This is a genomic window from Epilithonimonas sp. 33E, assembly GCF_059372615.1.
Map to the genome: position 1 here is coordinate 842,674 of NZ_CM182009.1, position 18,680 is coordinate 861,353.

Consider the following 18,680-nt stretch of genomic DNA (forward strand, 5'->3'; position numbering starts at 1 on the left):
AGAATACCATTTGATGGGAAAAAATAAGAACAATATATTATTTAAGACAAAATTTAATTTTTAGAAATAATGTCTTTGATAATCTGTTTAGCGTGAATTCTGGAATTTTCTATGAACCAAAGATGTGTATCCCTTCCACCGCAAACAACGCCAGCGAGATAGATCCCATCCACATTGGTTTCCATAGTTTCGGGATTGTAGTCAGGATTCTGACATTCGCCTTTTAAAGTAATTCCAAGATTTTTTAAGAATTCAAAGTCAGGAAGGTAGCCTGTCATAGCGAGAACAAAATCATTTTCGATTTCACGAATTTCCCCTTTATTGGTTTTGAAAATAACGGAATACGGTTTCACTTCCAAAAGCTCCGCCCCGAAAAAAGCATTGATGCTCCCTTCTTTGATTCTGTTTTCGATGTCTGGTTTTACCCAATATTTGACACTTCTGGAAATCTCTTTGTTACGAATAATCATTGTAACATTGCCACCTTTTCTGTAGATTTCCAAAGCCGCATCTACTGAAGAATTGCTGGAACCGACTACGACAACATTTTGAAAAGCATAAGGATATGGTTCTGTGTAATAATGCTTAACTTTTGGTAAATCTTCTCCCGGGATTTCCATCATATTCGGTATGTCGTAAAAACCGGTTGCGATGACTACATTTTTTGCAAAATAAATTTGCTTGCTGGTTTCAACCTGGAAAAAAGTAGATTTCCGGATATTGATAACTTTTTCGTAAGGTTTTATATTGATTTCTTTTTGTCGCGCAATTCCCTGATAATATTCCAAAGCATCTTGTCTGCCGGGTTTAGGCTTGGCCGTGATGAATGGTATTTCGTCAATTTCCAGCCGGTCAGCTGTTGAGAAAAACGTCATATATAAGGGATAATTGTAAAGACTGTTTGCCACCGTTCCTTTTTCGATAACGATATATTTCAGGCTGTTTTTCTTCGCCTCCAAAGCACAGGCTAAGCCAATTGGACCTCCGCCAACAATAAGAACATCATATAATTCCATTTCACAAATTTACAAAGAAAAACGGCTAAAACTCTGCATCTTCCCAGCTTTCAAATTTTGAGACATTATGGAGTAACCGCCTGTTTTCACTTCTTAATTCTTCCATTTGACTCAAAAGTTTATGAATAATTTCGATCCCCGGTAAATTAACCTCCAGATCGTAGTGCCAGTTTGCAAAACGCTCAAGATGGGGTAACTCTTCGTAGATAATATAACGGACGCTATTCTCAGTTTCCGGATGTAGCAATTCCGAATCTATCAGTTGGTCAAGAAAAGTGTAATCTATTTTATATAACCTGATAACTTCTTCTATAGAGATTCTTTCGTTCATAGTTAAGAATTTTTGAGTTGTTGAAACAGTTCTTTTTGTTTTTCGCTCAGGTTGGTCGGGATTTTTACATTGTAAGTCACATACAAATCACCTGCTTCGCCTTCCTTTTTATAGACCGGAAAACCTTTGCCTTTCAGCCTTACGGTTGTTCCGTTTTGAGTTTCCGGTTTCACTTTCAGATTAACCGAACCGTCAAGGGTCTGGATATTAATATTACCTCCCAAAACGGCCGTGTAAAGATCTAGGTTGACAGAAGTCCTCAAATTATCACCTTCACGTTTAAAATCTTGATCTTCAGAAATGTTGAACGTAATATAAAGATCACCATTCGGTCCGCCATTTATTCCCGGATTGCCATGACCTTTTAGTTTGATTTGCTGTCCGTCATAAACACCTGCGGGAATTGTGATTCTCACTTTTTTGCCATTGATTTCAAAAGTTTGCTGATGGGTTTTTGCGGCATCTCTCAAACCGAGATTCAATTCAGCTGAAACGTCCTGACCTTTGAATTTTCCACTCGCACTTCCTCTTGAGCTCCTGCCAAAACCACCGCCACTTCCGCCAAACATCGACTGGAAAAAATCGGAAAAATCCTCGCCTTCTCCAAAATCCGCTCCGGAAAACCCGCTGCCGTAGTTCCCGGAATATTGTTGCTGCTGTCTCTGCTGTTGCTGTGCGCGTTCGTATTCTTCGCCATGTTTCCAGTGTTCGCCATATTTGTCATACTTTGCACGGTTTTCCGCATTGCTTAGAACCTCATTGGCTTCATTGATTTCTTTAAATTTTTTTTCCGCTTCCTTATCATTCGGGTTCATATCCGGATGATATTTTCGCGCCAGCTTTCTATAGGCTTTCTTAACATCATCTGCTGATGCATTTTTATCAATGCCGAGAATTTTATAATAATCTATAAACGCCATTATCAATTGGTTTTTATCTGGATTTAGTTGTTCTAAGTTAGCAATTTGCTGCCAAAAGACAAATTATTAATGCTTATTTTTCAGGAGCACCAACAGGCGGCTACTTTTCACTTTCGTTCATATTGCCATTTATTTCTGTTCAACCCAAATTAAGTCAGAAGTTTTGTAACCGATTTCTTCAGCTTTTTTCAGAAACCGGTTTTTGATAGTTTCAGGAATGGTTTTCTCTCGCGAGAGAAGCCAGAGGTATTTCAGGTTATTTCCAGCAACCAAAGCATATTTGTAATCATCATCCAGGTCTATCACATTATAACCTGCCCAAAACGGTTTGAAGAACGAAACTTTAAGCCTGGCCTCATTTTCAGAATTGACGAATCTCGCTTCGCCTATACTTTGTTTCCATTCTTTTTTGACATAATCATAACCTTGGTTATCCACTTTTATTGTTCCGTCCGGATTTTTGGAATAAGTTGCTGTTACTTGATTCATATTTTTCTCAAAACGATAATCGAAACGGGCAATCTCGTACCATTTACCAAGATATTTATCCGGATCAAAATTCTTTATAGCTGTCGCTTTATCAGGGATTCCCACAGAACAAGAATTGAGAAGAAAAATTCCTAAAATACTGAGGGAAACAGGAACTGCTAATTTTATGAATGCTTTTTTCATATTAAATTTTTTTCAGGATTTATTCAAAAATAATTCCATCATAGCAGTTTAATAATCCCGAAGTTGAAATATAAATGGGAAATTGATTATTTTTACATAAAATAAAAGTTAAATAATTAATAATCAATGAAACTAAAATTACTTTCTGTTCTTTCTCTTGTGCTATTTAACCATGCTTTTGCGCAGTCAGAGAAGTTCTATGCTACCACAGATTCTGAAAATGCAAAAGAGTTGAAGGCGAAATTCCCTGGAGAGATTGAAATTGTTGGAGTGGAGGGAAACCAGTCCGCAATTCATCTTACAAAAAATGCTGCTGAATTTCTTCATCACAATGTTATTACACACGGTCCCGGATATGTTTACAAGTCGTCCAAGGAACAGGCTTTAGCAGCAATTAATAAAATAAAAAAAGCAAACAAAGTTTTGGCGTTTACAATTGACCAGGATGCCATTGTAAATTCTGCTATTGCAAAAGTTAATGCTGACAATATCAAGACTCATATTCAGGCTTTGGAAAATTACGGAACACGTCATCACACAACGGCAAAAGCTAAAACGGCTGTTCAGGATCTGAAAGCAAAATGGCAAAATCTGATTACTGCTTCCGGAAGGAATGATGTTTCCGTTAGAATTGTAGACCATGTCGGAACGACAATGCCTTCTTTGGTTTTAACAATCAACGGAACTACAGCACCTAATCAATTTGTAATTGTTGGCGCTCACATGGATTCGATTACTAATAATACGAATAATGCACCCGGAGCGGATGACGATGCATCGGGAATTGCTACAATCTCTGAGATGATAAGGGTCTTGCTGAATATCAATTACAAACCCTCCAAAACTGTTGAGTTTATGGCTTATGCTGCAGAGGAAATCGGTTTGGTTGGTTCATCAGAAATAGCCCAGGATTATGCGATGAATAATAAGGATGTGATTTCTTTTGTTCAGTTTGACATGACCAATTATAAAGGTTCCGCAAAAGATGTTTACCTCACTACGGATTCTTATAATAGTAATGACCTTAATCTGTTCCTGATCGAACTGATGGAGCATTATAACAAAACCGGAACACATGCTTTTACTTACGGCAATACGATTTGTAACTATGGCTGTTCCGATCATTTTAGCTGGGCGGATAATGGCTACGATGCGGCTTTTCCTTTCGAAGCTTCTTTCTCACAGTATAATCCTAATATTCATACAACCAGTGATAAGCTTTCCAATATGGGCAACAGCGCAACACACGCTGCCAAATTTGCAAAATTGGGATTGGAGTTTATTATTGAAACCGCAAAAGGTTCTGTCTTGTCGGTTTCCGATGCAGGTAATACAGTTAATATTTTTGTGAAAGATAAATTCCTGAACTACCAGTTAGGAAAAGAAACTGTGGAATCTGTTGTTGTTATTGATGCAAGCGGAAGACAGCTTTTAGAATCTCATCAGCTTATCTCTTTTGGAAAAATTGATCTGAATAAAATCAATAATGGATTTTATTTAGCAGTTTTTACAACCAAATCCGGAAAAGTAATTACTAAGAAGTTTATTTTAGAATAATTATTAATTTAACATAAATGAAAACATAAAGAGAAAATAGAATTGCTATTTTCTCTTTTATTTTATATCAAATATTTAGATTTAATATTCCGGAGCTAATTCTACTACAAGTCCTTCCAATTCCGGAGTTACAGGAATCTGGCAGCCTAATCTGCTGTTGGGTTTCACATTGAAAGCTTCGGAAAGCATTGCTTCTTCGTCCGGTAGCATCTCTGGGAGAGGAACATTTTCGCTTAGAACATAACACTGACAGGAAGCGCACATTGCCATTCCTCCACAGATACCGATCGTTCCTTCCTCTGCCAATTCGTAAGCACGAACCACTTCCATAATGCTCATTGCCATATCTGTTGGTGCAGGAATTGTGTGAGAAACGCCTTCTCTGTCTATGATTGTAATATTAACGTCTGACATAGTGCAAAGATAAGAATAGATGTTAGACAATAGAAGTAAGAAGTTAGAAATTTAATTGATAGTTTCGATATTGCCAATAAAAAAGAGGATTACAAAATCCTCTCTATATATTATTAAAAAAATATTGAAAACTATTTTCTAATCGATAGATTTTACCACTGCTTTTTCAGCTTCTTTTCTAGTTCCGTCGAAACCGTCAACACCACTTACCGTAGTATATTTTAAAACAAATTTTTTACCTGGGTTTAGTCTGTTGTAAACACTTTGAACCATCAGGGTTGCTTCGTGGAAGCCACAAAGAATTAACTTCAGTTTTCCTGGATAAGTATTGATATCGCCAATGGCATAGATTCCATCAATATTGGTTTGATAATCCAAGGCATTATTGACTTTGATGGCATTTTTCTCAATTTCTAATCCCCATTCGGCTAGTGGACCTAACTTAGGTGTCAATCCGAATAATGGAATCAGATAATCTGTTTCGATAACCGATCTTTCTCCGTTTTTTTCAATTTCGATAGCGGTTAAGGTTTCATCACCAATTAATCCTGTCACTTCTGCAGGCGTAATCAAGTTGATTTTTCCTTGATGCTTCAATTCTGTCACTTTTTCTACGGAATCCAAAGCGCCTCGAAACTCATTTCTCCTGTGTATCAGAGTCACTTCTGATGCAACATCAGCCAGGAAAACAGACCAGTCCAAAGCAGAATCACCACCTCCTGCAATTACGATTTTCTTATCGCGGAACATTTCCGGCTCTCTTACGAAATATTCGACACCATTTTCTTCGTATTTTTCTATATTTTCCAGCTCAGGTTTTCTTGGATCAAAACTTCCCAAACCACCGGCAATGGCAATGGCTTTACCTTTAACTTTTACGCCTCGGCTTGTTGTTACAATGAAATCACCTTCTTCCGTTTTCTCATAGCTAACTGCCTTTTGGGCCAATGAAAATTGGGGCTCGAACTGTTTGATTTGCTCCATCAGGTTATCTACCAAAACACCTGCGTCCACACTGGGAAATCCTGGAATATCGAAAATCGGTTTTTTAGGATAAAGTTCTGTTAATTGACCACCGGGCTGAGGAAGTGCATCTATGAGATGGCATCTTAGTTTCAGTAATCCCGCTTCGAAAACAGCGAAAAGCCCTGTTGGACCAGCGCCTATTATGATAATATCCGTTTCAAACATTTATATAAAAATTTTGGATACAAATTTAAGTATTAAATATGATTTAGAATGATTCTAAAATATGATATTGATTAGTAACTCAGAATGAATTAAACAAGGTATCTTATATTTATTAATAGTCGATTAATTAAATTAAACTATAGCTGTAAAAGATTCATATTGAATTAAATTTTAAATAATAAAAGTTTGTTTTTCTTACCAAATGATAAGATTTTTTCTAAAAATATATCTTAGTTTTGCACTTTCATCATTTGTGTTTTTAATTCCTGCAGATTATTTATTTGATCTCAGGAATTTTTTTATCCATTACGTTTTATTAATGCCATATAGAAACCGTCGTAACCTTCGCTAGGCATTATTTTTTCATCCTTGATGAGAGTGAATTCCGGATTGTTTTCCAAAAATGTTTTGACTTGCTCATTATTTTCTGATGGTAGAATTGAGCAAGTTGCATAGATCATTTGTCCTCCTTTTTTAAGAATTTTCGAATAATCTTGTAAGATTTGCTGTTGTTCACCTTTTATTCTGTCGATAAAATCCTGATCGATTTTCCATTTGGAATCCGGGTTTCTTTTCAAAACGCCTAATCCGGAACAAGGCGCATCAATCAATAATCTGTCTGCTTTTTCATGGAGCCTTTTAATGACTTTGTTATCAGAAATCACTCTGGTTTCTATATTATGAGCACCAGCTCTTTTTGCACGTCTTTTAAGCTCTGCTAATTTCCATTCGTAAATATCAAGAGCAATGATTTGTCCTTTGTTTTTCATCAGAGCGGCCAGATGCAGAGTCTTTCCGCCAGCTCCAGCACACGCATCTACAACACGCATCCCTTCTTTCACATCCAGTAATTCTCCAATTTTCTGAGAACTGGCATCCTGAACTTCAAACAAACCATCTTTAAAAGCAGAAGTAAGGAAAACGTTCTTTTTTTCTTCCAATTGAACCGCATCCGGATAATTTTTGATCGTGAAAGATTCTACATTTTCATCCTTAAGATCAGCGATTAATTCTCTAGGAGTTGTTTTAAGAGTGTTAGTTCGTAAAACTGTTGGTGCTTGCTCATTAAGAGCCAGCATTTCTCTTTCCCAGTTTTTGCCTAATTCTTTTTCAAGAGTTTCTGCTAGCCATTCCGGAATAGAATATTCAATAGCTTTTGTAGGAACAGTGCCTTTTTTGAGTTTGGTAAGAATATCGGCAATTTTGATTCCATCGAACTCTTCGAATTTTTTGTAATGACTTTTGCTCCAAAGAAGATATGCCAGTATCAGTTTATAAACATTATTCGGTTTTACACCTTCGCCCATATAATATTCGAGGCGTTTTTTCCAGCGGATGATGTTGTAAAAAATCTCAGAAACAGTCTGCCTGTCTTGGCTTCCCCACTTTCTGTGAGCTTTCAGCAGACGTTCTATAACTTTATCAGCATATTTTTTTTCCTGGAAAAATGTTTCCTGAAGTGCATCATGAATCCCGATTAAAAGATTTCGGTGAATTAGTTCCATAAAAATTAATGAAGTAAATAAGTCTGCAAATCTACTAAAAATAAAAGTGTCAATAAATTCTAATGAAAAGTGTGTTTATGATTGCTAATTCTTGTCTTATGTAAAGTGAGGAAGAGATGCACTATGTTAATTTTGTATTAAATTTTCAAAATTGTTTAATTTTATTGTTTAACAATTTTGTCAACAAAATAAAATTAATTTAAATTTGCACAAATTTGTTTAACAAAAATGTCAAATCAAGCAAAAAAAGACCAAACACAAGAATTAATCAAAGAAACAGCTAAGAATCTTTTCTTTGTTCAGGGTAGATTTGATGCTACAACACAAGAGATTGCAGATGAAGCTGGTGTTAATAGAACGTTGATTAATTATTATTTCCGCTCTCAAGATAATCTGATTCAGATTGTTTTTGAAGAAGCACAAAGGGTTGAAAAGGAAAAATCAGAAGTCATTCAAAAATCTGATTTACCATTCAAAGAGAAGATCGCTCATTTTATAGAGAACGGTTTACAAACAAGTTTGCAGTATCCTTATCTGGAAACTTACATAGTTTCTCAGATCAATAAAGGAAGTTTTCACAGAAAAGAAATTGATGAAGAACACAAGGAGCAAATTCTTAAAGATATCAAAATTGAGATGGATAAAGGGAATATAGAAAAAATGGAGCCGATCCAATTTATTTTCAATATGGTATCCCTTCTTGTATTTCCAAGTGCTGTAAGACCACTTTTTATGGAGAACATGATGATTGATGATAAGGAATTTGACAGACTGATTGCGGACAGAAAGAACATTATTCTCAATATGCTTTTCAAAAATTAAAATAATGTTAAGGTATTTTCCGGATATAATCGTCCGTAGTAAGTAAAAGATTAAAAAATAAACGATTATGAAATTAAACTATGTAATAAATTATGATAAGTAACAAGATGATAAAGTGGAGAAAACTGGCTTTAGGCATTTTGACTGTAACAGGGTCTTTATTGTACTCTCAGCAGACAATTACCTTGAAACAAGCCATAGAATATGCTTTGCAGAACAAATCTGATGCACTGAAAGCAAAGCTTGATATTACAAATGCTGATGCGAAAATTCTGGAAGCAAAAGCCGGAGCTCTTCCTAAGATTAATGGGACAGCCAATCTTAATTATAATCCAATTTTGCAGAAAAGCGCTTTGCCTGGTGATTTTTTTGGCGCGCCAGGAACAATAGTAATGGTTCCATTTGGGCAGAAATGGATTGCCGGAGCAGGTGTCCAGTTGCAGCAAGCATTATTCGATCAGCAAGTATTTATAGGCTTAAAAGCTGCGAAATCAACCAAAGAGTTTTATCAGCTGAATGCAGATCTTACAGATGAGCAGATCATCGAAAGGGTTTCTAACGCTTACTTTCAGGTTTTTACGGCTCAGGAAAAGAAAAATACTCTGGAAAGTAGCTTTGCAAGTACAGAAAAAGTAAGGAATGTCATCAAAAGTTTGTTTGATAACGGATTGTCAAAAAAAATCGATCTCGATAGAACCAACGTTAATTTAACGAATATCGAAACCAGTATCAAGCAAAGTAATAATGGAATTGCTCAAGCAGAAAATGCGCTTAAGTTTTATATGGGAATGCCGATTGAAACTAAGATTCAGCTCGTGCCTGGAGATATGGAAGTAACACCGCATCTTTTGGAAGATATGATAAGTACAGACAGTAGAACAGAAGTAAAGGTTTTATTGAAAAATAAGGAACTTCTCGAATATCAGAAAAAGGCTACAATTGCAAGATACTATCCGACAGTTAACCTGACTGCTAACTATAACTGGCAAGGTTTGGGAGCCAAGTTTCCTTTAACTAATGGTAAATCTAACGGTGTATATTGGTCAGACTATTCTGCAATCGGTTTAGGTATTAATATTCCGATTTTCAATGGTTTTGCTACCAAAGCCAAAGTCCAGCAAAATCAAATCGAGATCGATAAGCTGGAAGCAGACTTAAAAGATACCAAACTTGGATTGGATCAAGCTTACCAAAATGCAAAATCACAAATCGAAAATAGTTTGTCATCAATTGAAAATCAAAAAGCAAATGTACAACTGGCTGAAAGTGTATTGGCTGATACAAAAAGCAATTATCAATACGGATTGGCAACATTGACAGATTTACTTGATGCTGAAAATTCCTTGGTGCAGGCTAAAAATAATTATACCAACGCAATTCTTGATTATAAAATAGCAGAGATCCAGTATTACAAATCAAAAGGTGAGCTTAAAACTTATTTAAAATAAACTACGAAATAAATATTCCAAATGAAAAAAACTTTAATATATATCATCGTTGCAGCAGTTCTGGTTGGTCTGGCTGCTTACAAAATTGTTGATAACAAGAAAAAGCAGGAAGCTGAAGTAAAAGAGGTCGCAAAGCAGGTGGACAAAATCAATGTGAATGTAGTGACGGTTTCCAGACAGGATGTTAATACGGAGTATTCGGCGAACGGAACATTCATTCCAAAACAGGAATCTAACCAGTCGGCTGATATTGCGGGAAGAGTAGTAAATGTCTTCGTGAAGGAAGGCTCAAGAGTTGCAGCCGGCCAGGTTTTGGCGACAATCAAAAGAGATGCGATAGAAGTAGATGTTACCCAGGCACAAAATAATTTACAAAATGCCATTATTGATAACCAACGTTATGAAAATGCCTATAAAACAGGTGGTGTGACAAAACAACAACTGGATAACTCAAGACTTCAGCTGAAAAATGCCCAGTCAGCAGTAAGAGCGCAGGGTGTAAGAGTCAATGATACCAGTGTGAGAGCCGGAATCAGCGGTATGATTAACAAAAAAATGGTAGAGCCGGGAATGGTTGTTGCAACCGGAACAGCTTTGTTCGAAATCGTCAATATCAATTCGTTGAAACTTTCTGTTCTTGTTGATGAAAGTCAGGTTGGTAGAATCCAGATTGGGCAGGAAGTTGATATTAATGTTAATGTTTTACCTGATGAAAAATTCACGGGAAGAATAACATTTATTGCGCCGAAAAGTGATGCTTCTCTCAATTTCCCGGTGGAAATAGAAGTTCAGAACAGAGGAAACCTGAAAGCCGGTATGTATGCAACGGCACTTTTCAAAACCAATCACGGTGCAGAAACCCAAAATATGCTGACAGTTCCGGCAGAAGCTTTTGTAAACGGTGTAAGCTCAGGTCAGCTTTTCATAGTTAATAACGGAACGGCCAAATTAATAAAAGTGACAACCGGAAAGGTTTATGGAGATAAAGTTCAGATCCTGAGCGGCCTTAATGGCGGTGAGCAGGTAATTACCAGCGGACAGATCAACCTGGACAACGGTTCTAAAATCAATATCGTAAAGTAAGAGAAGATGAAGTTAGCAGAAATATCCATTAAAAGACCGTCGTTGGTTATCGTATTGTTTACGATTCTCACGCTGGGAGGTCTGTTGAGTTACTCTATGATGGGGTACGAATTGATCCCGAAATTTGAAACCAATATGGTAACGATTTCCACAGTATATCCTGGAGCGTCACCAAGTGAGGTGGAAACCTCGGTAACGAGAAAGATTGAAGATGCCGTTGGTTCTCTTGAGAATGTGAAAAAAGTGGAAGCCTCTTCTTATGAAAGTCTCTCGGTGATTATGGTTCAGCTGAATGCAGGTGCCGATGTCAATTATGCATTGAATGATGCACAGCGTAAGGTTAATGCGGTTCTTGCAGACCTTCCGGATGATGCAAAAACACCTTCACTGAATAAATTCTCTTTGGATGATCTACCGATTATCACAATGAGTATTTCTAGTGATAAAATGAATAACAAGCAGCTATACGATCTCCTTGATAAAAAGATTGAGCCGATTTTTTCCCGTGTGAACGGTGTGGCTCAGGTTGACCTGATTGGTGGTCAGGAGAGAGAGATTCAGGTTAATCTGGATGAGAAAAAACTGCAAGGTTACGGATTGGCCATTTCTGATGTTCAGCAGGCTATCCTTTCCTCTAACCTTGACTTCCCGACTGGTGCGCTGAAAACGAGAACTTCCAAATCTACAATCAGATTAGAAGGAAAATATAAATCCGTTGCGGAACTGAACAACCTTGTGATTTCATCTAAAAATGGTGCTCAGGTAAGATTGTCTGATATTGCTACAGTTTTCGACTCACAGAAAGATGTGGAAAAAGTAGCGAGATTCAATCAGTTACCGACTATTTTGATGCAAATCAAGAAACAATCGGATGCCAACGCAGTTTCCGTATCGGAAAGCATTACGAAAACGGTGGATGAGGTAATGAAGAATTACGCTGCTCAGGGTGTTAAAGTTAAAATTGTTGATGACAGTACAGATTTTACTTTGGAAGCAGCAAATCACGTAATCTTTGACTTGTTCCTGGCGATTATTCTGGTGGCTGTAGTGATGTTGTTATTCCTTCATAATATCAGAAATGCCTTTATCGTAATGGTTTCCATTCCGGTTTCATTGATTGCAACGTTCATCGGGATGAATCTGATGGGCTACACTTTGAACCTTATGAGTTTACTCGGATTGTCATTGGTTGTAGGTATTCTTGTGGATGATGCGATTGTGGTTCTTGAAAACGTTTACCGGCATATGGAGATGGGTAAAAGCCGAATCCGTGCCGCTTACGATGGTGCTGCAGAGATTGGATTTACGGTTTCCGCTATTACTTTGGTAATTGTGGTTGTATTCCTTCCAATTGCGATGAGTACAGGTTTGGTGGCGAATATCCTGGCACAATTCTGCGTCACGGTGGTTATTGCAACTTTATTCTCATTATTGGCATCGTTTACGATTATTCCTTGGTTATCTTCAAGATTTGGGAAATTGGTTCATCTTACCGGGAAAAATCCTTTTGAGAAATTCATTCTTTGGTTTGAGAAACAATTGGACAAATTTACGCACTGGATCACAGGAATCTTGGAATGGTGTCTGAAAACGACATTAAGAAGAATAATGACCGTTATTGTAACATTTCTTATATTGATAGGTTCATTTATGTTAGTGGCATTTGGGTTTATTGGTGGGGAATTCTTCCCTAAAATGGACAGAGGTCAGTTCCTTGTTCAGATGGAATTGCCGAAAGATGCTTCAGTTGAAAAAACCAATCAGGTAACCCTGGAAGTTGAAAGATTCCTTAGAAACGACAAAGACGTTGTGGATTTGATTACGACAGTTGGTCAGCAGTCCACCGGTTTTGGTGGTGCACAGGCAACACTTTATCAATCAGAGATCCAGGTGATTCTGACAGATAAATCCGAACGTTCTGAAAGTACCGATATCAAATCAGCCAAAATCAAAAGAGCGTTGGCCGAAAAATTCACCGGTGTTGAATTTAAAACTGCACCAATTGGTCTGATGGGAGCGGACAATGCACCTATCGAATTGGTAGTAACGGCGCAGGATAACGAGACAGCAAACAAAGAAGCTAACCGAATTCTCGCATTATTGAAAAAAGTGCCGGGAGCTGTAGATGCGGAATTATCCACCGATACAGGAAATCCGGAAGTTCAGGTGAATATCGACAGAGATAAAATGTCCGCTTTGGGACTGAATCTTTCCAGCGTTGGGCAGACGATGCAGACAGCATTCAACGGGAATACGGATGGGAAATTCCGTGCCGGTGAATATGAATATGACATTAACATCCGTTTTGGAGATTACAACAGACAATCCATTGATGATGTTAAAAACCTGATATTTACCAATCCAAAAGGTGAGCAGATCAGATTAAGTCAGTTTGCTCAAGTTAAAATGGGTTCCGGTCCGAGTTTGCTGGAACGTAGGGATAAAGCACCTTCTGTAAAAGTAAAATCAAAAGTGGTGGGTCGTCCGGTCGGTGACGTTGCCAACGAATGGGCAGCCATGTTTATGAATAATGAAAAAACTAAACCTGCTGGTGTAGAATACATCTGGAGTGGTGATATGGAAAACCAGACCGAAGGTTTCGGTACTTTAGGTATTGCTTTATTAGCAGCTATCGTGTTGGTTTACCTGGTAATGGTTTCGCTTTATGACAGTTTTGTTTATCCGTTCGTGGTATTGTTCTCTATTCCACTGGCATTGATTGGAGTAATGTTGATTCTGGCATTGACCGGAAACTCTCTCAACATCTTTACGATGCTCGGGATGATTATGTTGATTGGTCTCGTAGCGAAGAACGCGATCCTGATTGTCGACTTTACCAATATGCGAAAAGCGGCAGGCGCTAATACACACGATGCTTTGGTTCAGGCCAATCACGCCCGTCTCCGTCCGATTTTGATGACCACGATTGCGATGATTTTCGGGATGTTGCCGATTGCATTGGCAAGTGGAGCAGGAGCGGAGATGAACAAAGGTCTTGCTTGGGTAGTTATCGGTGGTCTGACGTCATCATTATTCCTGACCCTGATTATCGTTCCTGTGGTTTATTCCTTATTTGATTCGATTTTGAGAAGAATGGGCAAACACGAGAAAGTGGATTATGAAGCCGAAATGAAAGCTGATTATGTTCACAAAGAACTCAGCGAAGACGGTTACACGCCGAAACACGTAGATTAATCTCAATTATTTATTATACACTTTAGGCAGCCTTCGGGCTGTCTTTTTTGTGATGTTTAAATAAAAAAACTCCCGGAACCGAGAGCTTTAATTATTTTATATCCGAAAATTAATCTACCATTACTTCGCCGGATTTTCTGTAAATAAAATTCCCGTAGATGTGTCTTCTGGCAAAACGGCTTGGCGAGTCGGAGTTTACCATTTTGATGTAAGTATTTCTTGGAACGCCGATATATTCGAACATTTTCCCATTCAGATGTTGGACTTTCAGTATGGATTTTTCAAGATAGAAATCTGCAATGATAGAATTTGAAATAGTGTCCGCATATTCTTCTTTATATTTTTCCTGAGTTTCTTCGTTGATACTTACCAGGAAATGATAAGCTTCTATAACAGATTTACTTTTCTCCTCAGCTTCCAGTTTTCCCGCTTCATCATTGATGAATTTATCTGGATGTGTATCCTTCATTGTGTTTCTGTAGATATTTTTCAGATCTTTCAGAGTTACATTTTTATCTACATCAAGAAGTTTTCTGTATTCAGCAATTTTTTTCATTATGATATTTCTTAATTTCGGGATGCAAAATTAGACTTTTAAAATTTATTAATTATAACTAATTCATTATTATTAAGTTAATTGTATTATAAAATTATTATTTTGAGTGGCCTTAATTTTAAGTTATTGACAATAATATATGTTAAAAAGAAAACATTATCTTTGAAAGGTAATTATTACAAAAATGAAACACCGGTTTCAAGACTGTCCGAACAAGACAAGGTTTAACGGTGTTACGTCTTACTATAAAAAATAAATCTGAACAGATGAAAAATCTTTTTTTAACAACAATATTATCACTAATCATTGTTTCTTGTACAAGCAGAGTAGGGAATGCATCTAAGCTGGGAAAGAATCAGGCACCGATTACTGGTACACAATGGGTTTTGGCAGATGATATCGCCAATAAGCCGACATTGTTGATCGAGCAAAACAGAATCTCTGGCAATGCGGGCTGCAACAACTATTTTTCAGATGCTACAATTGATACATCTGCGGGAAATTTCTCGGCAAAAAATATTGGCTCAACAAAGAAGATGTGTAATAATATGACTTCTGAAACAAGTTACCTGAGCGTATTACAGGAAGTTAATAAATATGTAGTTACAGATACTACGTTAGAACTTTATAAAGATAATCTGTTATTGCTAAAGTTTAATAAACAGTAATAGCCTCGGTAAGGCACATCTGTATAAAAGGCTGCCTAAGAAGGCAGCCTTACTTGTCCGGATAAGGTCGAACAAGTCATGTGGATATGGATTTGTAATTATTTATTATTTTCCCAAGTGGCTTCTTGACCCTGCGGGGCAGCACCGCCCTGAGATTCAGTTATTGGTGTTTGTTCCTGATTGATATGATAGATGTAGGCCGCAACTTTTTCAGCGTCTCTACTTGTAATAATGCCTTCTTTTATAAAAGCTTTCATTGTAGGGTTGTTTGGTGATCCGTTTTGCAACATCCAGAACACATTTTTGAAAAGGCTTTTCTGCTTGATGTTGATCCAATATTTATCGGTCAGGTTAGGACCTATGCCACCTTTTCCGCCCGCTGAGTGGCAGGAAACACAATTGGTCTTGAAGATCTGTTCTCCTTCGGCAATATTGTCCGAACTGTAGACTGCATTATCTATGTCTATTGCAGGAGCTGTCTTTTCGTACTCGCTGATGGACGCCAGCTGAGCTTTGGCTTCATTCTGATATTCAGCGTCGGGATGGGCATAATCTGTAAAGGCGAATGCGACGAGATATACCAAGCAGTAGGCAATCGTGAAGTAGAACAGGCCCAGCCACCATTTTGGCAAAGCATTGTCCAGCTCGGTGATACCATCAAAGCCGTGGTCAATGAGCAGACTTTTTTCTTCCTTGTCTGTCTGCTTTTTGAATGCAGCGTTCCAGAGTTTTTGGAAATAAGGGATAGCCTTGTCTTCCAGATATTGCTTTTTTTCTTCTTCCGAAAGCATCTTAAAGTTTGTGCTTTCTACCAGGTCCATTATAGAATCGGCTATCAAAACAAGCAGTATGAATATAATGAACATTCCCCAAAATAATGGTGACCTGAAATAATCTGTGGTATCTGATACTTCAAAGATGAGAATGTTAATGATGATAATGGCGGCAATTCTGATAAAAATCGGGGTTCTCGTTTTCATTTCAATAAATTTTCACGGTTAATTACTGTATGCTGGCAGTTTTTATTTCTGTTGTTTTGATATCGGTTCCCAGCCTTTGCAGGTAAGATATCAATGCCACAATCTCTCTCTTTTCAAGCGGTACAAATTGCTCACCGGCTTTTGTCTTATTAGCCTTGGCTTCTGCAAAAGATTTTTTAACATCATCAGCTTCCGCAAATACATTCTTAACAATAGCATTCGCCTGGTGATTCATCCAATTGTCCATCGTATCAATCTGTGCTGTTGTATATGGAACATCGAAAGTATTTTTCATCAGTTCCAACTTAGCTTTTGTTTTGCTTCTGTCAAGAGTATTCTCGATTAACCAAGGATATCTAGGCATAATGGAACCTGCAGATGTCGATCTTGGATTGTACATATGTTTGAAGTGCCAAGAATCCGGTCTTACACCGCCTTCTCTTTGCAAATCCGGCCCTGTTCTCTTAGATCCCCAAAGGAAAGGTCTGTCATAGATGAATTCTCCTGCTTTAGAGTACTGTCCATTTTTCCCGTTGAATCTTACCACTTCATCACGGAAAGGACGGATCATCTGTGAGTGACAAGCGTTACATCCTTCTCTTATATAGATATCTCTACCTTCCAATTCCAATGGAGAATAAGGCTTAACCGCGGAAATCGTAGGGACGTTGTCTTTTACAAAGATCGTAGGAAATATTTCCAACGCTCCACCAATGGCTAATGCAATAAACGCGAATATTGAAAAATACAATGGTGTTCTTTCTAACCAGAGATGAAATGATTCTCCGTTTTTCCTTGTTTTATTGGTATTGGTCAATGCTGGAGCCTCAACGGAAACTTCTTTTTGGAATGAGCCATTTCGGGCGGTTGCTATGGTATTGATTACCATGAGAATCGATCCTGTGAAATAAAGTAGCCCACCAACAAATCTCATTTTGAAATAAGGAAGAATTGCCGTTACGGTATCCAGCCAGTTTTTATAAACCAAAGTCCCATCCGGATTGAACTGTTTCCACATCAACCCTTGTGTGAATCCTGAGATGTACATAGGAACGGCGTAGAAAATAATTCCCAATGTTCCCAACCAGAAATGCCAGTTAGCTAATTTCACAGACCAAAGTTTGGTTCTCCACATGATTGGAACGAGATAATAGATCATTCCAAATGCCATGAATCCGTTCCATCCAAGTGCACCGATATGTACGTGACCAATTACCCAATCGGTATAGTGTCCAACTTTGTTTAATGTCTTTGTAGCCAGAAGTGGTCCTTCGAAAGTTGCCATACCATAACAAGTTACAGCTACTACGAAGAATTTAAGAACCGGATTTTCTCTTACTTTATCCCAAGCTCCTCTCAGTGTAAGAAGTCCGTTCAGCATACCTCCCCAAGATGGTGCGATCAGCATAATAGAAAAACCTGTTCCTACAGCCTGAGCCCAAGCTGGCAATGCGGTGTATTGTAAATGGTGAGGTCCAGCCCAGATATAAACAAAGATTAATGACCAGAAGTGGATAATTGATAATTTGTATGAGAAAACTGGTCTGTCAGCAGCTTTTGGTACAAAATAATACATTATACCGAGTACCGGGGTTGTTAAAAAGAATGCTACAGCATTATGACCATACCACCATTGCACTAAAGCATCTTTAACACCCGCATAGGCAGAATATGATTTCCAGGTTGTAAATGATAATGGAACTTCTAAGTTGTTGAATATATGGAGCATCGCCACCGCAACCCAAGTTCCGATGTAGAACCAGATTGCCACATATAAGTGTCTTACTCTTCTTACGGCGATAGTCCCAAACATATTGATACCGAAAATGACCCATACTACAGTGATCAGGATATCAATCGGCCACTCATGCTCTGCGTATTCTTTGGAAGTATTAATACCTAAAAGAAAGGTAATAACAACAGATAGGATCATCAGCTGCCATCCCCAAAAATGAATCCAGGACAATGTATCACTCCACATCCTGGTTTTGAGAAGTCGTTGCAGAGAGTAGTAAATACCTGCAAAAATTGAATTGCCAACAAAGGCAAAGATCACAGCGCTGGTATGGAGCATTCTGATTCTTCCAAATCCCAAGGCTCCTTGCGTGCTGATAAGACCTTGTATATTTCCACTGCGTAGACTCTGGATAGTTGTGTCATCTGTCCCAAATAAGAACTCTGGCAACTCCGGATAGAATAGCATCAGCGCAGCGGTAATTCCTAAAAGAAAGCCAATAAGCCCGAATATTACGGTAGCATACAGAAATGCTCTGACAATATTATTGTCGTAATAAAATTTTTGTGTTTCCATATTCATATTTT

The 18,680-nt window shown here is 37.8% G+C and carries 16 protein-coding genes; 6 read left to right on the forward strand and 10 right to left on the reverse strand.

Features of this window, described 5'->3' with window-relative positions:
• Nucleotides 1-53 precede the first annotated feature (53 nt).
• The 4 genes from AC5P2S_RS04040 to AC5P2S_RS04055 form a co-directional block, all read right to left on the reverse strand.
• Entirely contained in the window at nt 54-1,016 is a 963-nt protein-coding gene (locus AC5P2S_RS04040; RefSeq protein WP_494556307.1) for a YpdA family putative bacillithiol disulfide reductase, read from the reverse strand.
• A gap of 25 nt (nt 1,017-1,041) precedes the next feature.
• Nucleotides 1,042-1,347: a chaperone modulator CbpM gene (locus AC5P2S_RS04045; RefSeq protein WP_494556308.1), complete on the reverse strand. Its 306-nt coding sequence runs from the start codon at nt 1,345-1,347 to the stop codon at nt 1,042-1,044.
• Nucleotides 1,348-1,349: 2 nt separating this feature from the next.
• Nucleotides 1,350-2,267: a DnaJ C-terminal domain-containing protein gene (locus AC5P2S_RS04050; RefSeq protein ID WP_494556309.1), complete on the reverse strand. Its 918-nt coding sequence runs from the start codon at nt 2,265-2,267 to the stop codon at nt 1,350-1,352.
• A gap of 129 nt (nt 2,268-2,396) precedes the next feature.
• Nucleotides 2,397-2,939 (reverse strand): lipocalin family protein, encoded by a 543-nt coding sequence (locus AC5P2S_RS04055; protein WP_494556310.1) that lies wholly within the window; start codon nt 2,937-2,939, stop codon nt 2,397-2,399.
• Between the two features lie 126 nt (nt 2,940-3,065).
• Between AC5P2S_RS04055 and AC5P2S_RS04060 the strand changes: the two genes are divergently transcribed.
• Complete coding sequence (locus AC5P2S_RS04060; RefSeq protein WP_494556311.1) at nt 3,066-4,496, forward strand: M20/M25/M40 family metallo-hydrolase; 1,431 nt, start codon at nt 3,066-3,068, stop codon at nt 4,494-4,496.
• Between the two features lie 81 nt (nt 4,497-4,577).
• Here AC5P2S_RS04060 and AC5P2S_RS04065 read toward each other — a convergent pair whose 3' ends face one another.
• From AC5P2S_RS04065 to AC5P2S_RS04075, 3 genes are all read right to left on the reverse strand, one after another.
• Nucleotides 4,578-4,910 (reverse strand): 2Fe-2S iron-sulfur cluster-binding protein, encoded by a 333-nt coding sequence (locus AC5P2S_RS04065; protein ID WP_283418192.1) that lies wholly within the window; start codon nt 4,908-4,910, stop codon nt 4,578-4,580.
• 138 nt (nt 4,911-5,048) lie between these two features.
• Entirely contained in the window at nt 5,049-6,101 is a 1,053-nt protein-coding gene (locus AC5P2S_RS04070) for an NAD(P)/FAD-dependent oxidoreductase (protein WP_283418193.1), read from the reverse strand.
• Between the two features lie 299 nt (nt 6,102-6,400).
• Nucleotides 6,401-7,606, reverse strand: a complete 1,206-nt coding sequence (locus tag AC5P2S_RS04075) for an RsmB/NOP family class I SAM-dependent RNA methyltransferase (protein ID WP_494556312.1) — start codon at nt 7,604-7,606, stop codon at nt 6,401-6,403.
• A gap of 228 nt (nt 7,607-7,834) precedes the next feature.
• Between AC5P2S_RS04075 and AC5P2S_RS04080 the strand changes: the two genes are divergently transcribed.
• The 4 genes from AC5P2S_RS04080 (at nt 7,835) to AC5P2S_RS04095 (ending at nt 14,154) form a co-directional block, all read left to right on the forward strand.
• A complete protein-coding gene (locus AC5P2S_RS04080; RefSeq protein WP_494556313.1) occupies nt 7,835-8,428 on the forward strand; it encodes a TetR/AcrR family transcriptional regulator in 594 nt (197 codons plus the stop codon).
• 107 nt (nt 8,429-8,535) lie between these two features.
• A complete protein-coding gene (locus AC5P2S_RS04085) occupies nt 8,536-9,876 on the forward strand; it encodes a TolC family protein (protein WP_494557002.1) in 1,341 nt (446 codons plus the stop codon).
• 21 nt (nt 9,877-9,897) lie between these two features.
• Nucleotides 9,898-10,959, forward strand: a complete 1,062-nt coding sequence (locus tag AC5P2S_RS04090; protein WP_494556314.1) for an efflux RND transporter periplasmic adaptor subunit — start codon at nt 9,898-9,900, stop codon at nt 10,957-10,959.
• Nucleotides 10,960-10,965: 6 nt separating this feature from the next.
• The gene (locus AC5P2S_RS04095; protein WP_494556315.1) at nt 10,966-14,154 is read left to right on the forward strand and encodes an efflux RND transporter permease subunit; all 3,189 of its coding nucleotides are present in this window, start codon (nt 10,966-10,968) and stop codon (nt 14,152-14,154) included.
• Nucleotides 14,155-14,263: 109 nt separating this feature from the next.
• Here the strand turns inward: AC5P2S_RS04095 and AC5P2S_RS04100 are convergent, their stop codons facing one another.
• Nucleotides 14,264-14,710, reverse strand: a complete 447-nt coding sequence (locus AC5P2S_RS04100; protein WP_494556316.1) for a KTSC domain-containing protein — start codon at nt 14,708-14,710, stop codon at nt 14,264-14,266.
• A gap of 266 nt (nt 14,711-14,976) precedes the next feature.
• On the opposite strand from AC5P2S_RS04100, the gene AC5P2S_RS04105 reads away from it, so the two are divergent.
• Nucleotides 14,977-15,378 (forward strand): META domain-containing protein, encoded by a 402-nt coding sequence (locus AC5P2S_RS04105; RefSeq protein ID WP_283418199.1) that lies wholly within the window; start codon nt 14,977-14,979, stop codon nt 15,376-15,378.
• A gap of 98 nt (nt 15,379-15,476) precedes the next feature.
• Here AC5P2S_RS04105 and AC5P2S_RS04110 read toward each other — a convergent pair whose 3' ends face one another.
• Complete coding sequence (locus AC5P2S_RS04110; RefSeq protein ID WP_494556317.1) at nt 15,477-16,358, reverse strand: cbb3-type cytochrome c oxidase N-terminal domain-containing protein; 882 nt, start codon at nt 16,356-16,358, stop codon at nt 15,477-15,479.
• Between the two features lie 22 nt (nt 16,359-16,380).
• Complete coding sequence (gene ccoN, locus AC5P2S_RS04115; protein ID WP_494556318.1) at nt 16,381-18,669, reverse strand: cytochrome-c oxidase, cbb3-type subunit I; 2,289 nt, start codon at nt 18,667-18,669, stop codon at nt 16,381-16,383.
• Nucleotides 18,670-18,680 lie beyond the last annotated feature (11 nt).

What these genes read in the sequence shown, in the direction of transcription:
- AC5P2S_RS04040 (WP_494556307.1), bottom strand. Translation starts at nt 1,016, where the DNA reads ATGGAATTATATGATGTTCTTATTGTTGGCGGAGGTCCAATTGGCTTA.
- AC5P2S_RS04045 (WP_494556308.1), bottom strand. Translation starts at nt 1,347, where the DNA reads ATGAACGAAAGAATCTCTATAGAAGAAGTTATCAGGTTATATAAAATA.
- AC5P2S_RS04050 (WP_494556309.1), bottom strand. Translation starts at nt 2,267, where the DNA reads ATGGCGTTTATAGATTATTATAAAATTCTCGGCATTGATAAAAATGCA.
- AC5P2S_RS04055 (WP_494556310.1), bottom strand. Translation starts at nt 2,939, where the DNA reads ATGAAAAAAGCATTCATAAAATTAGCAGTTCCTGTTTCCCTCAGTATT.
- AC5P2S_RS04060 (WP_494556311.1), top strand. Translation starts at nt 3,066, where the DNA reads ATGAAACTAAAATTACTTTCTGTTCTTTCTCTTGTGCTATTTAACCAT.
- AC5P2S_RS04065 (WP_283418192.1), bottom strand. Translation starts at nt 4,910, where the DNA reads ATGTCAGACGTTAATATTACAATCATAGACAGAGAAGGCGTTTCTCAC.
- AC5P2S_RS04070 (WP_283418193.1), bottom strand. Translation starts at nt 6,101, where the DNA reads ATGTTTGAAACGGATATTATCATAATAGGCGCTGGTCCAACAGGGCTT.
- AC5P2S_RS04075 (WP_494556312.1), bottom strand. Translation starts at nt 7,606, where the DNA reads ATGGAACTAATTCACCGAAATCTTTTAATCGGGATTCATGATGCACTT.
- AC5P2S_RS04080 (WP_494556313.1), top strand. Translation starts at nt 7,835, where the DNA reads ATGTCAAATCAAGCAAAAAAAGACCAAACACAAGAATTAATCAAAGAA.
- AC5P2S_RS04085 (WP_494557002.1), top strand. Translation starts at nt 8,536, where the DNA reads ATGATAAAGTGGAGAAAACTGGCTTTAGGCATTTTGACTGTAACAGGG.
- AC5P2S_RS04090 (WP_494556314.1), top strand. Translation starts at nt 9,898, where the DNA reads ATGAAAAAAACTTTAATATATATCATCGTTGCAGCAGTTCTGGTTGGT.
- AC5P2S_RS04095 (WP_494556315.1), top strand. Translation starts at nt 10,966, where the DNA reads ATGAAGTTAGCAGAAATATCCATTAAAAGACCGTCGTTGGTTATCGTA.
- AC5P2S_RS04100 (WP_494556316.1), bottom strand. Translation starts at nt 14,710, where the DNA reads ATGAAAAAAATTGCTGAATACAGAAAACTTCTTGATGTAGATAAAAAT.
- AC5P2S_RS04105 (WP_283418199.1), top strand. Translation starts at nt 14,977, where the DNA reads ATGAAAAATCTTTTTTTAACAACAATATTATCACTAATCATTGTTTCT.
- AC5P2S_RS04110 (WP_494556317.1), bottom strand. Translation starts at nt 16,358, where the DNA reads ATGAAAACGAGAACCCCGATTTTTATCAGAATTGCCGCCATTATCATC.
- ccoN (WP_494556318.1), bottom strand. Translation starts at nt 18,669, where the DNA reads ATGGAAACACAAAAATTTTATTACGACAATAATATTGTCAGAGCATTT.